This is a genomic window from Pseudomonas shirazensis, from assembly GCF_050496565.1.
In the GTDB taxonomy this organism is placed as follows: domain Bacteria; phylum Pseudomonadota; class Gammaproteobacteria; order Pseudomonadales; family Pseudomonadaceae; genus Aquipseudomonas; species Aquipseudomonas shirazensis_A.
The window spans coordinates 203,060-218,775 of the sequence record NZ_JBNWAE010000003.1 but is presented as its reverse complement, the minus strand read 5'-3'; the positions used below and the strand labels follow the sequence as shown (position 1 = coordinate 218,775).

General features: G+C 62.6%; 12 protein-coding genes. 4 read left to right on the top strand and 8 right to left on the bottom strand.

Features of this window, described 5'->3' with window-relative positions; all coding sequences use genetic code 11:
* Window positions 1-36: 36 nt before the first annotated feature.
* Complete coding sequence (gene quiC / locus ACQZ2L_RS06920; protein ID WP_430325356.1) at window positions 37-1,944, bottom strand: 3-dehydroshikimate dehydratase QuiC; 1,908 nt, start codon at window positions 1,942-1,944, stop codon at window positions 37-39.
* Between the two features lie 304 nt (window positions 1,945-2,248).
* Here quiC and ACQZ2L_RS06915 point away from each other — a divergent pair, with 304 nt between their 5' ends.
* Window positions 2,249-3,625, top strand: a complete 1,377-nt coding sequence (locus ACQZ2L_RS06915; protein ID WP_430325355.1) for an MFS transporter — start codon at window positions 2,249-2,251, stop codon at window positions 3,623-3,625.
* A 33-nt stretch (window positions 3,626-3,658) separates the two neighbouring features.
* On the opposite strand, the gene ACQZ2L_RS06910 is transcribed toward ACQZ2L_RS06915, so the two are convergent.
* From ACQZ2L_RS06910 to ACQZ2L_RS06890, 5 genes are all read right to left on the bottom strand, one after another.
* A complete protein-coding gene (locus ACQZ2L_RS06910; protein ID WP_430325354.1) occupies window positions 3,659-5,071 on the bottom strand; it encodes a DOPA decarboxylase in 1,413 nt (470 codons plus the stop codon).
* A gap of 96 nt (window positions 5,072-5,167) precedes the next feature.
* A complete protein-coding gene (locus ACQZ2L_RS06905) occupies window positions 5,168-6,112 on the bottom strand; it encodes a LysR family transcriptional regulator (RefSeq protein ID WP_430325353.1) in 945 nt (314 codons plus the stop codon).
* Window positions 6,113-6,175: 63 nt separating this feature from the next.
* The gene (locus ACQZ2L_RS06900) at window positions 6,176-6,889 is read right to left on the bottom strand and encodes a YebC/PmpR family DNA-binding transcriptional regulator (protein WP_103437761.1); all 714 of its coding nucleotides are present in this window, start codon (window positions 6,887-6,889) and stop codon (window positions 6,176-6,178) included.
* Between the two features lie 125 nt (window positions 6,890-7,014).
* On the bottom strand, window positions 7,015-8,406 hold the full coding sequence (locus ACQZ2L_RS06895) for an FAD-dependent oxidoreductase (RefSeq protein ID WP_430325352.1): 1,392 nt from the start codon (window positions 8,404-8,406) through the stop codon (window positions 7,015-7,017).
* Window positions 8,407-8,421: 15 nt separating this feature from the next.
* Entirely contained in the window at window positions 8,422-9,738 is a 1,317-nt protein-coding gene (locus ACQZ2L_RS06890; RefSeq protein WP_430325351.1) for an MFS transporter, read from the bottom strand.
* 262 nt (window positions 9,739-10,000) lie between these two features.
* On the opposite strand from ACQZ2L_RS06890, the gene ACQZ2L_RS06885 reads away from it, so the two are divergent.
* Window positions 10,001-10,870, top strand: coding sequence for a LysR substrate-binding domain-containing protein (locus tag ACQZ2L_RS06885; protein WP_430325350.1), 870 nt, complete (start codon window positions 10,001-10,003; stop codon window positions 10,868-10,870).
* A 76-nt stretch (window positions 10,871-10,946) separates the two neighbouring features.
* Window positions 10,947-11,312, top strand: coding sequence for a DUF2784 domain-containing protein (locus tag ACQZ2L_RS06880; protein ID WP_430325349.1), 366 nt, complete (start codon window positions 10,947-10,949; stop codon window positions 11,310-11,312).
* Here ACQZ2L_RS06880 and tam read toward each other — a convergent pair.
* Entirely contained in the window at window positions 11,309-12,085 is a 777-nt protein-coding gene (gene tam, locus ACQZ2L_RS06875) for a trans-aconitate 2-methyltransferase (RefSeq protein ID WP_430325348.1), read from the bottom strand. The genes ACQZ2L_RS06880 and tam overlap by 4 nt on opposite strands.
* Before the next feature lie 362 nt (window positions 12,086-12,447).
* Window positions 12,448-13,860 (bottom strand): amino acid permease, encoded by a 1,413-nt coding sequence (locus ACQZ2L_RS06870; protein ID WP_430325347.1) that lies wholly within the window; start codon window positions 13,858-13,860, stop codon window positions 12,448-12,450.
* A gap of 331 nt (window positions 13,861-14,191) precedes the next feature.
* Between ACQZ2L_RS06870 and ACQZ2L_RS06865 the strand changes: the two genes are divergently transcribed.
* Window positions 14,192-15,616 (top strand): PLP-dependent aminotransferase family protein, encoded by a 1,425-nt coding sequence (locus ACQZ2L_RS06865; protein WP_103437767.1) that lies wholly within the window; start codon window positions 14,192-14,194, stop codon window positions 15,614-15,616.
* Window positions 15,617-15,716: the final 100 nt, after the last annotated feature.

Below are 15,716 nucleotides of genomic sequence, written 5' to 3'. Positions count from 1 at the left end.
GTGACAGGTGCGCCGGCCGCTGGGCCGGCGCCTGCCTTACAACACAGGTTTGCGTGCTGCCCCGCTGCGGGCCTTGGCCATGGCCGCCAGGCGGACCGCGACGTTGGCTGCGCCGTAACCGGCATAGCCACCCTTGCGCTGGATGATTTCGAAGAAGAAACGCTCTTCGAACGCCTCGGTGTACACGTGGAACAGCTCGCCGCCTTGCGCATCACGGTCGTACAGCACGTTGTAGTAGGCCAGCTCGCTGAGGAACTCGTCGTCGAAATCGAACCGCGCAGCGAGGTCATCGTAGTAGTTCAGGGGGATTTCCAGCAGCGGCACACCGGCGTTTTTTGCCCGCGCCACTTCACTGAAGATGTCGGCACAGTCAAAGGCAATGTGATGCACACCCGAGCCACGATAGCTGGACAAGGCATGGGCAATCGCGGTGTTGCGGTTTTCGGAGATGTTCAGCGGCAAGCGCAGGGTGCCACACTGGCTGCGCAAGGCACGGCTCTTGACCAGGCCGTAGGGGTCGGGCAAGACCACCTCGTCGTCGGCCTCGAAATCGAACAGGCTTTTGTAGAACAGCACCCAGCTGTCCAGCGATTCGGCCGGCAGGGCCAGGGCCATGTGGTCGATGCGTTGCAAGCCTCCACTGGCGCCGCTGGCGGCATCCAGGCGGAAGTCACTGTCGTAGATGGTATGCCCGGCACCGGCCTGCTCGACCAGGTAGATCAGGCTGCCATCCGGTGCGCGCACGGCCGGGATCTCGCGTTCATTGGGCCCGACCAGGCCACGGAACGGCTGGCCACGGTAGGCGGTGGCGCGCTGCAAGGCGGCCTGGCCATCCTTGACCCGCAGTGCGGTGGCGCACAACGAGGGGCCATGGGCTTCGAAGAAGTTATGCGCGAATGAGTAGGGCTCAGCGTTGAGCACGATGTTGATATCGCCCTGGCGCAGCAGCCGGACACCCTTGCTGCGGTGGGCGCCCGCCTCGACGAAGCCCAGGCGCTTGAGCCAACCACTCAAACGCGCCCCTACCGCTTCATCTACAGCGAATTCAAGGAATTCGACACCGTCGTAGGTGCTCGCTGGCGCCGGGTCAAACAGCACCTCAGGCTCGATCGGCTGGGCCTCGCGCTGCAATTGCAGGCGGGTTTTCTCTTCCAGGTACAGCAGCGAACGCAGGCCATCGGCGGCGTTCTGCCGGGTAGGCGCAGCGCGGAAGCCATCGTTGAAGATTTCCAGCGACAACGGCCCGCGATAACCGGTTTGCAGAATCGGTGCGAGGAAGCCCGCCAGGTCCATTTCGCCCTGCCCCGGGAAGCAGCGGAAGTGGCGGCTCCACTCCAGTACGTCCATGGCCAGGATCGGCGCATCGGCCATTTGCACGAAGAAGATCTTGTCGCCCGGAATCTGCCGGATTGCACTCGGGTCGCCCTTCAGCGACAAGGTATGGAAACTATCGAGGATCACCCCCAGCGCCGGGTGATCGGCCTGGCGCACCAGGTTCCAGACCTGCTGGTAGGTATTGACGTGACGGCCCCAGGCCAAGGCTTCGTAGCCAATGCGCAAGCCGCGTGCACCAGCATGTTCGGCCAGCAGGCGCAGGTCGTCGACCAGAATCTGCTCATCGCTCAGCGCGTCTGCCTGGACGTTGCTGCAAACCAGCACCAAATCCGTGCCCAGCTCCTGCATCAGGTCGAACTTGCGCTCGGCGCGGTCGAGGTTTTTCTGCAGACGGTCGCGGCGGCAGCCTTCGAAATCGCGAAAGGGCTGGAACAGGGTGATGGCGATGCCCAGATCGGCGCACATCTGGCGGATCTCGCGCGGGCTGCCGGCGTAGTAGAGCAGGTCATTTTCGAAAATCTCGACGCCGTCAAAGCCGGCTGCGGCGATGGCTTCGAGTTTTTCTGGCAGAGTGCCGCTCAAGGACACGGTGGCAATCGAACGCTGCATGCTGGAGTTCCTTGTTATTTGAGAAGCGTCAGCCGAAAAACCCTTGCAGGTGCTTGGCAGAATCGATTATTCGCGGGTAAAGTCCCGCCATCAATGACTTTTGTACGAAACGGTTAGTTTTTGTTCGATTACCGAACAAAAGCGGATTTGGCGAATTGATTCGGTGCTCGAGCCTGGGCAACCATGAATCCAGTTACAGACCATTCGAACTCCTCACTGCCCTGCGAACGTTCAGCGGACCCTGTACCGACAAGCCCAGCGTCACGACATAATAAGTTCAATAACAAAAACAACGGAGACAACAATGGCTCACTCCAGCTCTCAAGCCAAGAAAGCGACCGCCAGTGGGTGGATAGGCTCGGCCCTCGAGTACTACGACTTTTTCATCTACGCCCAAGCCGCAGCGCTGATCTTCCCGCAGATCTTCTTCCCGTCGATGGACCCGAAAATGGCCATCATCGCCTCGCTGGCGACTTACGGAGTCGGTTACCTGGCCCGTCCGGTAGGTGCCGTTGTCCTCGGTCACTGGGGTGATACCCGCGGCCGCAAAAACGTTCTGCTGCTGTGCATGTTCCTCATGGGTATCTCGACCATGGCCGTTGGCCTGCTGCCGACCTACCATGACATTGGTATCATTGCCCCCATCATTCTTGTGCTGCTGCGCCTGGTTCAGGGCTTTGCGGTCGCCGGTGAAATCTCTGGTGCCAGCTCGATGATCATGGAGCATGCGCCGTTCGGACGCCGAGGTTACTTCGCCAGCTTCACCCTGCAGGGGGTTCAGGCAGGTCAGGTACTGGCTGCAGCGGTGTTCCTGCCACTGGCCTACTTCATGCCAAGCGAAGCCTTCAACGATTGGGGCTGGCGCATTCCATTCCTGCTCAGCGCATTCGTGCTGGTAGCCGGTTTCATCATCCGTAAGGAAGTCCACGAGACCCCGGCCTTCGTCAAAGAAGAGCAGAAAGACAAGATCGCCCGCTCGCCAGTCAAGGAAGCGTTCAAGTACAGCTGGAAGCACATGGTCCTGGTTATGTTCATGGCCCTGATGAACGTGATTCCAGTAGTTGCCACCGTCTTCGGTGCAGCCTACGCGGTGCAGCCGGCTTACGGCATCGGCTTCGACAAGAGCGTGTACCTGTGGATCCCGGTAGTCGGCAACATCGTCGCCGTGCTGGTGATCCCGTTCGTTGGCAACCTGTCTGACAAGATCGGCCGCCGCCCAACCATGATTGCCGGTTGCCTGGGCTCGGGTCTGCTGGCCTTCGGTTACCTGTATGCGATCAGCATTCAGAACGTGCCGCTGGCCTTCTGCGCATCGATCTTGATGTGGGGCATGGTCTACCAGGGCTACAACGCGGTATTCCCAAGCTTCTACCCAGAGCTGTTCCACACCCGCTACCGCGTCTCGGCCATGGCTATCGCGCAGAACATCGGCACCATGTTCACTGCCATGCTGCCAGCGGTCTTCGCTGCCATCGCGCCACCAGGCTCGGAAAACATCTGGCTGGTCGTGGGTGGTTCGGCGTTCTTCATCACCTGCATCTGCGCCCTGGCCGCCTACGTGGCGCCTGAGACGCACCGCCTGGCGATGGAAGACCTCGGCAACCCGAACGCCAAACCGATGGACAAAGACACCTACGAAGCGACCCGCAAAGGAAGCCTCAACGCCGCTGCAACTCAGTAAAAACTGCTGGGGCTGCATGCAGCCCCAGCCGTTTCAAGCGCTGACCACCACCTGCAAGTTGGCCCACAAGCGTTCGACATGCTCACGCTCGGTGGGCAGCGCCCCTACCGACACCCGCACCATCCACTGCCCCTCCAGCGTTGCCGGCGTGACATACGCCAACCCCGAGCCATTGAGCCGATCGGCCCAGGCGCGGGTATGCGCATCCAGCGCCGCACCCTCCAGCCCGTCCGGGCAATGACGAATACACAACGTCTGCAACTGCACCGGCGCCAACACCTGCCAATCTTCTGCGGCCTCAACCTGAGCGGCCAGCCAGCGAGCGTTGTCCAGATCGCGGCGCAAGCGCTGCTGCAGGGCCTCAACCCCTTCGCTGCGCAGCATCAGCCATAGCTTCAGCGCACGGAAGCGCCGGCCCAACGGAATGCCCCAGTCACGCAGGTTCTTCACCTCGCCGTCGACCGCCGACTGCAGATAACTCGGGTTGGTGCTCATCACCCTGATCAGGTGCTGGGGGTCGCGCACGTAATAAATCGAGCAGTCGAAGGCCACCCCTAGCCATTTGTGCGCGTTGACCACTACCGAGTCCGCCAGCTCGATACCGTCCCACATCCAGCGACACTCAGGCAGGATCATCGCCGAGCCGGCCATGGCCGAGTCGACATGCAGCCACAGCTGGTGTGCCTGGGTGATAGCGCCGATCGCGGCCAGCGGGTCCAGCGCAGTGGTGGTCGTGGTGCCGGTGGTGGCGACTACCGCGCAAGGTTGATTACCCGCCGCCAGGTCAGCCTCGATGGCCGCTTGCAACGCCGCTGGCTGCATGGCGAACTGCTCATCGGTAGCGATCAGGCGGATGTTCTCGCGACCGAACCCTGCCAGCAGCGCAGCTTTGTCCACCGAGCTGTGGGCGTGGGCGCTGGCATACACGATCAGCGGCTTGGGCTGGCCCTGCAAGCCTCCACGGGTGAGGGCAAAGTCACTGGCGCGCTCGCGGGCGCAGATCAATGCCACCAGAGTGCTGGTCGATGCAGTGTCCTGGATCACCCCGCTCCACTGCGCGGACAAACCCAACAGTTGCCGCAGCCAGTCGAGGGTGGTTTCTTCCAGCTCGCTCAGCGCCGGGCTGGATTGCCAGGACAAGCCGAGCACGCCCAGGCCGGTACTGAGAAAGTCGCCGAGGACTGACGACAGGGTGCCGTTGGAGGGGAAGTAGCCATAGAAGTCTGGATGCTGCCAGTGCGACAGGCCGGGCATGACCAGTTTATTGAAATCGTCGAGGATCGCTTCGAAGGGCTCGCCTTGCTGCGGCGCGGCAGCAGGCAGGGCAGCTTTCAAGTAGCCGGGCTCGACCTGCGCCATGACCGGGCGCTCGGCGATGGTCTGGCGGTAGTCGGCAATCAGGTCGATCAGTTGGTGGCCGTGTTGGCGGAATTGTTCGGGGGTCACGCGCGGGCTCCTTGCGGGCTGAGAATGGGCTGCTGTTGCTGCAGCCCAGTCTAGGCGCGTGGACGTCACGCAATAACCCCGCCTGGTGCATAGGTACTATGGCGAAGGCGCATGCCCGCCGTGCACGCCGAACTGCGACTGACGCCACACTTCATAGACCCGATTGCGCAGCCAGCGGTGCTCGGCCGACGCCTGCAAGCGCTGATGCCAGACTACCCAGTAGCGCTGGCTGTGCTCGACAAAAGCCAATGGCCGCCAAGCGAGGCCGTGCAGCCGTGCCAGTTGGCGAGCAATGTGCTCGGGCACCGTCGCCAGCGCCTGGCTGTTGCCAACGACCTGTACGGTGGCGGAAAAGAATGGCACCTCCAGGCTGATCCGGCGCTGCAACCCTTGCGCGCGCAGGTGGCGATCGATGAAGCTGTCCTTGTCACCGCCGCCACTGATGCGCACATGCTTGAAGGCCAGATAATCATCCTGGCTCAGAACCTCGCGGGCGCTCAGCGGGTGATCAGCGCGCATCAGGCATACGGCGCGGTCCTCGCCAAGCAGGCGGCCATGCAGGTTCGCCGGCGACTCGTCGAACAGCGTCGTGGCCAGGTCGATCTCACCGCTGGCAAGCTGCGCATACTGCCCTGCCTGCCAGGTACGAAAATCCAGCGACACTCCTGGCGCTTCCACCTCAAGCGCCGCCACCAGCAACGGCAACATGTGCTCGGCAACGTAATCCGATGCGGCCAGGCAAAAGCGCCGCTCGCACCGGGCCGGGTCGAACACAGCCGGCTCGCGCAACGCCTGCAAGGCTTCGAGCACCTGGCGCAGCGGCTCGACCAGCGCCTCGGCATGCTCGCTGAGCACGTAACCACGGCCCTGACGGACCAGCAACGGATCATCGAACGCCTCGCGCAAGCTGGCCAACTGGCGGCTCAAGGCCGACTGGCTGACGCCCAGGCGCTCACCGGCATGGCTTAAGTTTTTCAGCTCGAGCAGGCAATCGAGAGTCCGTAGGTGGGCAAGGCTGAGCGAGGCGAAGACAGGATGCATGACGTACCACACAAAAGCAGCGTTGCGCCGCGAAAGGGCCGCAATGCGGCCCCCATGCACTGATCAGTCAGTCAGGCCGACGTAGACGTTCTGCACGTCGTCGTTGTCGTTGATCGCTTCGAGGAACGCTTCAACTTCGGCCAGTGCCTCAGCACTGAGGCTGGCAGCACTTACCGGGTTTTTCGGGGTGTAACCGATTTTTGCCGAAATCACGGTAAAGCCCTGGGCTGGCAGCGCTTTCTGTACAGCATCGACGTCGGTGGTATCGGTGATGAACAGGGTCGCGCCCTCCTCTTCACCTTCTTCGAAGTCCTGCGCGCCGGCTTCGATGGCAGCCATTTCCGGATCGGCGTCAGCGCTGTCCGGGGTGGCTTCGATCAGGCCAACATGGTTGAAGTCCCAGGCCACCGAACCGCTGGCGCCCAACTGACCCTTGCGGAACAGCACGCGGATCTGGGCGACGGTGCGGTTGACGTTGTCGGTCAGGCATTCGACGATCAGCGGCACCTGATGCGGCGCGAAGCCTTCGTAGCTGACAGCGGTGTACTGCACCGCATCGCCATCCAGACCTGCGCCTTTGCGGATCGCCCGCTCAAGGGTCTCGCGGGTCATCGAGGCCTTTTTGGCCTGTTCTATCGCCAGACGCAGACGCGAGTTGGAGTCAGGGTCGGCGCCGGATTTGGCAGCGATCTGAATTTCCTTGGCCAGCTTGCCCATGATTTTGCCTTTGGCATTGGCTGCGGTTTCTCTGTGCTTGGCTTTCCACTGTGCGCCCATGTCGACTCTCTACGTTTCTGCGGGCCGGTTCAGGAAGCGACCGGCCAAAGTGGCAGCAGTTTATACGGCCCTCGACAAAAAATCTCGCGCCTGCGCCGCAAGCCGGCACTGAGGCTTGATCAATATCAGCCTTTGTCGGCTTTGCCAGCGGCTGCGGCATACCTGGCCAGGCGCACGTCCAGCCGCCGTGGCCGCACGCCGCGGTCTTCTGCCCGCTCCTTGCGGCGGATTGCATCGCGCACCAGCAGCGAGCCCAGATATCGGATCGGCTCCGGCGGAAACTGCCCCAATGGGCCTTTGACCAGCCCCGATCGGGTCCAGGGGTTGTCCAGGCCCAGGGCCAGCGACGAGAGAATCTGCCCGCCCATATGACAAGGGCCGACGCCACTGCCTGAATAGCCGAAGCCGTAGAAGACATTGCCCTGCCCGTCCAGCCGCCCGAAGAACGGCAAGCCGGTCACCGAACGGTCCGACGGCCCGTTCCAGCTCGCCGCAATCGGCACCTCGGCCAGCGCCGGGAAAAATTCGTTGAGCGTCTGGCGCAACAGCGGCTGATAGGGTGAAGGCTGATCAAACACCGGCAGCATGCGCCCGCCATAGGCGAAGGTATTGCCGCCCTTGCCGAGCATCAGCCGACCGTCGCTGGTGTTGTGGTAGTAATGCACGAAGATGCGCGAATCGAGCACGCTGATGCCGCTGTTCAGGCCGATGTCATCGAGCAGCTCAGGGCACGGCTCGGTGATCACCATGTCGCTGGAGACGATCGCCACGCTGCGCTCGAACTGCGGGAAGGCCCGCGCCATCCAGGCATTGAGCCCCAGCACCACCCGATCAGCGCGGACCGTTGCATGGGCAGTGCGCACCTGCACCGGTGCACCATGCTCAAGGCTGGTCATGGCAGTGCCTTCGTAAATGCGCACGCCGCGCTGCAACGCGACCCGGCGCAAGCCACGCACCAGCCGCCCCGGTTGCACGGTCGCCGCCGCCGGCGAGAACCAGCCTTCCAGGTGACGCGCCGAGCCCGCCCGCTGCTGCACCTGCTCAAGCGCCAGCCGCTCGAAGGAATTGATGCCCTCGCGCGCGAGGGCGGCGATCACCGCATCGGTGCCGCCCAGTTGCGCGGTATTGCTGGCGGTGTACAAGGTGCCATCCATGCGGTAGTCGCAATAGATGCCGTTGGCTGCGCAATAGTCGCCGATGGCCGCAATACTGCGCTCCGATTCGCGTACCAGGCGCACCGCTTCGGCCGCGCCGAACAAGCGTTCGAGGGTGAAGTACTTGGCCGACCAGGACAACGCACAACCGCCGTTGCGTCCGCTGGCCCCGGCGCCGCAGATATCCGCCTCGATCAGCACCACCTCCAGCTGCGGCGCCTGCTCCTTGATCATCAATGCCGTCCACAAGCCGGTGTAGCCGCCACCAACGATGCACACATCACAGCGCATGTCGGCGCTCAGCGGCGGGCACAGTGCGTCCTGCTCCTGATCCAGGGCTTGTTGCAGCCAGAAGGGTCTCATCGCTTGGGCTTTCCTTTAGCTGCGCAGTGGCTTGATTGCCATGCTGGTATTGGGGGCAACGTCGACCACCTGTTCGGCGGCGACCGGGCGGCTGTTCCAGTGCGGCAGCAGCACCAGCGCGGAGAACAGCGCGCAGCCGGCAAACACGATGAATACCGTGACGCTGTCGAAGTAGCCCGGCAGCAAGCCGCCCAGCACCGCACCCACCGAACCGCAACCGTTGACGAAGCCTGCGGCGGTAGCACCGGCCTTGGCGCTGCCAAAATCAATTGCAGCGGCGCCGCTGATCATCGAATCGGGGCCGTACAAGGTCAGGCCCATGACAAACAGCAGGCCCACTACCAGGGCGATGCTGCCGCTGTTCATCGCTGCCATGAACAACGCCAGGGTGACCGTCAACAGCAGCAGGCTGATCACGCAGGCGGGCATGCGCCGGGCGCCGAACAGCTTGTCCGACGCCAGGCCGATGATGATCGGCCCGAGCAGCCCGGCCAGCTCGAATGCGGTGGGAATGATTGCCGCACCGACCTTGCCCACCGCTGGCATATGTTCAAACACGATCACCGGCCCCCACAGCAAGATGGCGTAGCGCGCGGGTTTCAACAGAAAGTAGGCCAGGCCCAATGTCAGCACTGTGCGGTTACGCAGGATCTCGCGCAAGGGTTGCCAGACGCTGCACAGGTTCGGCCCTGGGGCCATGCTCTGCGGCTCTGGTTCGACCGCCGGCAGGCCGACGTCTTCAGGCTTGTTGCGCTGCAGAAAGAAGAACAACACTGCCACCAGCGCCACCACTACCGCACTGGAAAAAAACGCCGCATGCCAGGTGCCGATCAGGGTATACGCCCACCAGCCGGCAAACGGTGATGCCACCAGCCCGCCGAAGGCGTAGCACGAGCTCCACAGCCCCAGCACCCGGCCACGCTGTGACGAGGGGAAGAAGCTGCCAAGGTTTTTGCACAACCCCGCCCAACCGGTCGACTGCGCCAGACCCTGGATCAGCATGCAGGTGGCAAAGATCGGGAAGGTCGCGTAGCTACCCATCACCACCGCCGCCGCCGCTGAAATCAGCAGCCCGCCAAGCACTACCACGCGCGGCCCGAAACGGTCGGCAAGCATGCCCCAGGTAAACTGGCCGACTGCGTAGGCAGCCAGATAGATGGCATCGAGGTTGGCCATTGCCGCCTTGTCGAGCATGAAGCTTGGGTCTTCGCCGATGCCCAACTTGGCCACCGAGAAGGCCTTGCGGGTGAAATAGAAGCCGGCGTAGGCCAACCAGGTAATGGCAAAGATCTGGATACGCCACCGTTTGATGGTGGCTAGGGTTTGGTTCATGGGAGTCTGACCTCTCGCTCAAGTGTGCCGGCAGAATGTGAAAAAACGCCTGTCTTGTTGTTGTGAGTCGCACTACATGACGGTGGCCATCGTCGGGTCAGATAACAGGGCGGGCTGACATGACCGCGCCGCTGCTATGGCCACCAGCGCGCTGCGTCTTGCTGCGCACTGGAGCTGTCGATCATAGAAACAGTTACTGACTGATAACAAAAATCGATTTATCGTATTTCACACATAAGCTCAGCTTGTAAGTGGAGGCGGTATGTCGGTGTCGCAGGCACAGCTCAAGGCATTTCATGCGGTCGCTCAACACGGTAGCTTCACCCGCGCGGCGCAAAAGCTGTTTCTCACCCAGCCGGCGGTGTCCGACCAGGTGCGCAAGCTTGAGGAACGCTTTGGCGTGCTGCTGTTCCATCGCAACAAGCGCTCGGTACAGCTAACCGACCTTGGTGAACGGCTGCTGGGCGTGACCCAGCGCCTGTTCGCTTGCGAAGCCGAAGCCGTCGAGTTGCTGCAGGATTCGCGCGCGTTGCACACCGGCAGCCTGGTGTTGGCGGTGGATGCGCCAGTGCATGTGCTGCCGCAGATCGCCCGTTTCTGCCAGCGTTACCCCGGCATCCAGGTCAAGATCGAGACTGGCAACACCGATGAATCACTGGCGCGCCTGTTCAGTTATCAGGCCGACTTGGCCCTGCTCGGCCGCGATGTCGATGACGAGCGGCTGTACTGCGTGCCCATGCGCCGCGACCCGATGGTGGCGTTCGTGTCGCACAGCCACCCCTGGGCCAGCCGCGCTTCGATCAGCCTGGCTGATCTGGACGACACGCCGCTGGTGCTGCGTGAACCGGGATCGGTGACGCGGCAGACGCTTGAAGAAGAAATGCACCGGGCAGGGCTGCGCATCCGCGCGGCGATTCAGGTCGAAGGCCGCGAAGCGGCGCGCGAGGCGGTGGTAGTGGGGATTGGCGTTGGCGTGGTGTCGGCTGCCGAGTTTGGCGCTGACGCTCGGGTGTGTGCGCTGCCGATCATCGACTGCCAGCGGCATCTGACTGAAACACTGGTGTGCCTCAGCGAGCAACGTACCCGTCGGGTGGTGGCGACCTTTTTGCAGCTGGTCCAGGAAGAGCTGTGAAGCGCTGGGTACAGACGCAGTTTTTATCGGCAATTAGGCCTATTCTGCGTGGCTTCTGACAACATAAGCCCCTGCCATGATCTACCGTCTCAGCGCTGACGCCCTGGTCCTGATTCATCTGTCGTTCATTCTGCTGGTGCTGTTCGGCGGCTTGCTGGTGCTCAAATGGCGCCCTGCTCTGCTGCTGCATCTGCCCGCCGTGGCATGGGGCCTGGCAGTCGAGCTGCTGCATCTGCAATGCCCACTCACCGAATGGGAAAACCGCCTGCGCGCCGCCGCCGGTGACGCTGGCTATCACGGCGGCTTCATCGAGCACTACATCCTGCCGATGATCTACCCGGCCGGGCTGACCGCGCAGATCCAGATCGTGCTGGGCCTGGTCGTACTGATGCTCAACCTGGCCATTTACGCCTATGTGATCTGGCGCTGGCGCCGTCGTTAACGGGTAGCGACGACAAACAAGCGGGGGAACGGCAATAGTACCTTGCCATCACTGGAGGCCGGGTAGTCATGCTCCATCGCCTGCAGATACAACTGCAGGAAGTCCGCCTGTTCTGCTTCGTTCAGACGATCCAGATAGGGGCGCAAGGCCGAGCCCTTGAACCATTCAACCACCGCCTGCGCACCGTCGGCCAAGGGGTGATGGTAAGTCGTGCGCCAGACGTCGACGCGGCTGCACAGCGGGCTGAGCAAGTCGTAGTAGAACGCTGCGGTATGCCGCGGCGGCAGCGAGAAGTCGGCGAACTTGTCGGCCCATGGCCCGCGCTTGGCGATCTCGCGGATCTGTCGGTGGGCAGGTTCGTCGATGTTGTCCGGAGTCTGCACGGCAAGGCTGGCGCCTTCGCTAAGCTGGCGGACCAGGTGCGGATACAGCGTGGCGTGCTCGGGGAGCCATTGCAGCGAGGCGTTGGCAAGGATCAAGTCCTGTGGCTCGGCTGCTTGCCAGGTCGCGATGTCGGCAATCTTGCAGCTCACCCTCGGCACACTCAAACGCGGCCGTTTATTGGCTTTGTCGATCATGTCCGGATCACTGTCGAGCGCTGTCACCTGAGCGTCCGGGCAGCGTTGCAACAGCACTTCGGTGGAGTTGCCCGGCCCACAGCCAAGGTCGGTAGCGTGACGCACTGGACGCGGCGGCACCGCCGCCAGCAGATCGCGCACGGGGCGGCTGCGTTCGTCTTCAAACAGCGAATATTGGTTGGCAGACCAGGCCATGGGCGGCTCCTGTAGGCGGCTGAGCGCCTAGCATAAGCCATGTCGAGGGTTTCGCGGTGAGGCATCAGCAGGTCCGCGTGTATCGGCCTCCTGTAATTGCTGGTGGATTGAAATCGAGAGCGGGGCCGCGTTGCGCCCCTTCGCGGGTAAACCCGCTCCCACAGGTTGGAGCGGCGCTGCAAATCCTGTGGGAGCGGGTTTACCCGCGAAGGGGCGCAACGCGGCCCCGAAATTGGACTTGCCCATCGCCGACTCAGGAGCGAAGTGGCCCCGCACGGCCAGCATAAACCCGTATAAGCAGCCTCATAAACAAACGCGGCCGGCCCCTTGCGGGAACCGGCCGGCGTCAGACAGCGCTCAGCTTAGTGTTTGTTGGCAGTGCGCATCTGATGCACCACGCCCATCGCAACCACTACGGCAGCAGCAATACCGGTCGAGATCACCAGGATCTGGTAGTCAGGCATGAACGCCATGGTCACCAACGCCGCAACAATAAACGCGATCACCAGGTAGGTCAGCCAAGGGAACAGCCACATCTGCAGGCGGATCTCCTTGCCTTCGGCAATCAACTTGCGGCGCATACGCAGCTGCGAGAAGGCGATCACCAGATACACCAGCAAAGCAATCATGCCCGTGGTGTTCATCAAGGTATCGAGCACGTCTTTCGGCCGCAGGGTCTCGCTGAAGTTGATCAGCGCACAGACAACCGCGACTGCACACGAACCGACGATCGCGAACACCGGTACGCCAGTGCCGGCACGGGTGATCTTGAAGAACGACGGCGCATCACCACGCTGAGCCAGCGAGAAGAGCATGCGCGAGGCAGTGTAATGGCCCGAGATCAGGCAGCTGCTCACCGAAGTCAGCACGACAAAGTTCATCAGCAGCTCGGCATATGGCACGCCCAGCAGCTCCAGGGTACGGCGGTAGGCGCCGTAGCCCGACTCACCCAGGTGCGGGTCATTCCACGGCACCAGGCACACGATCAGGAAGATCGAGCCGACGTAGAACAGGCACACCCGCCAGACCACCGAGTTGGTCGCCTTGACGATCTGCCCGGCCGGGTCTTTCGACTCGGAGGCAGCGATGGTCACAATCTCCGCCCCGAGGAAGGCGAACATCACCCCAAGCAGCGCGCCAATCACCGTGGTAAAGCCGTTCGGCATAAAGCCTTCTGCGGTCAGGTGAGTGATCCCGCGGACCTCACCGAACTGCCAGATATTCAGCACAGCCGAGCCACACACGATCAGGAAGCAGACGATCGCGATCACCTTGATCAAGGCAAACCAGAACTCGAACTCGCCGTAGTGCTTGACGTTGAAGAAGTTGACCGTGATCAGCACCAGGGTCGTCGCCAGGACGAACACATTGGTGCTCACCCCCGGGAAGAAGCCGTGCAGGATCTTGCCCGCGACGTACGCTTCCCAGGCCATCAGGATGACCCAGTACCACCAGTACAACCAACCGATGGTGAAGCCGGCCCAACGGCCAATGGCGCGGTCGGCGTAGGTCGAGAACGAGCCGGTGTCTGGCGAAGACGTGGCCATTTCACCGAGCATGCGCATGATCAGCACCACCAGGATGCCGCCAGCCAGATAAGCCAGCACTGCAGCAGGGCCTGCGCTGTGAATGACACTGCCGGAGCCGACGAACAATGCGCCGCCGATGACCCCGGCGATCGACATCATCGTCAGGTGGCGCGACTTGAGCGAAGCATTCAGCTTGCTCTCCGGCGCCCCTTTTTCGGATGCGGTAGTTGTAGATGTTGCGTCCATCAGTTGTGTCCCCGTGCTTCTTTTTATCTAAGGAATTGCGTGAAACCCCGATGGCAAGCGGTTTCACCTGTACATCGATACTGATGCGCGCAGGCGCTGTGCGAGGGCACGAGCAGGCCTTCCCTGGCGGCCTGTGGGTCGTGCGAGGCGGGCCTCGAACGAACTGAAACAAAAGGTGTCTGGCGATCTCAGACACCTAATGTAAAAATGTCGCGCTGATAGAGCCATGCACAGTGGCATGAAAGTCGCACTGCACTGTACAGGCCGCCCATGCAATACACCGCGCGACACCCGGCCGACGCCCCGCGTCTGCACACCTGAAGGCACACCCATGCTCGTACTACATCCAGACTCCGCCACCCCGCTGGTCAACCAGATCATCGACGGCTTGCGCGAGTTGATCGACAGCCAGGCGCTCAAACCCGGTGCCAAGGTCCCGTCGATCCGCGCCTTCGCCGCCACCTACTCGGTGAGCACATTCACCGTGGTCGAGGCGTACGACCGCCTGGTTGCGCAAGGGCTGCTGGTCAGCCGCGGCAACACCGGCTTCTTCGTCAATCGCGCGGCCAGCGAGCAACTCGACAGACCGGCCCACGGCGCCGACAACAGTAGGCCGTCGTTCAATGCCGAGTGGTACCTGCAGCAGATTTTCGAAACCCGTCAGTTGCCGTTCAAACCCGGCTGCGGCTGGCTGCCCAACGACTGGATGTACGAAGACGGCCTGCGCCGGGGCATGCGTCAGGTCGCCGGTAGCCCGTTGGAGCTGTCCGGCTATGGCGAGCCGATGGGCCTGCCGGAGCTGCGCACGCTGACCGCGCAGAACCTGCAGCAAGAGCTGTCGATCGTGGTCAACCCCGCGCAGTTGATGCTCACCCACGGCGCCAGCCAGGCGCTGGACCTGGCGGTACGCACGCTGGTGCGCCCCGGTGATGTGGTGCTGGTCGACGACCCGGGCTATCCCAACCTGATGAGCATCCTGCGGTTTCAGGGCGCTACCCTGATCGGCGTGCCGCGCACCCCGGCTGGTTACGACCTCGATCGCCTGGAGCAACTGCTCAGCGAGCACCGCCCAAGCGTTTTCTTCACTCAGCCACACCTGCACAGCCCAACCTGCTCGCGTACCCCGCTGCCGCAACTGCACCGCTTGCTGCAACTGGCCAGCCAGCATGGCTTTCGCCTGGTGGAAAACAACCTGTACGCCGACATGATCGCCGAGCCGCAGCCCTGCCTGGCCAGCCTTGATCACCTGCAGCAGGTGGTATACGTCGGCAGTTACTCAAAAAGCATTTCGCCAAACGTGCGGGTCGGCTACCTGTTCGCCAACCCGGAACTGATGCAGCAGCTGCTGCGCCTGAAAATGCGCTCCGGGCTGACCACCTCGCAAGTAATGGAGCGGGTGGTCTACGCGGCGATCATCGACGGCCGCTGGCGCAAGCACCTCAAACGCCTGCGCCAGCGCCTGGCCGAAGCCCACCAGGAAGTGGGCCGGCACCTGCACCGGCTGGGCTTCGAGCTGTTCACCGAATCGGACGAAGGCATGTACGTCTGGGCGCGCCATCGGGCCATTCCGGACAGCGCGGCCTTGCTCGATGACGCGCTGGAGCAAGGCATCATGCTCGGCCCCGGGCAGTTGTTCATGGTCGATGCCCAGGCAACCGGTTGGATGCGCTTCAACGTCGCGTTCAGCACCGACCCGGCGATGTGGGAGCTGTTGGAGAAGATCCTGGTCAAGCAGGTGCGGCGCTCGGCTATCTAGCGCCAGCCACTGCAGGCGATGATACCCGCTGTGACAATCTGCCCACAGCGGGCAGTCACAAATGATAATGACTCGTAGTAATATTGCGCCCTGCCCTTCA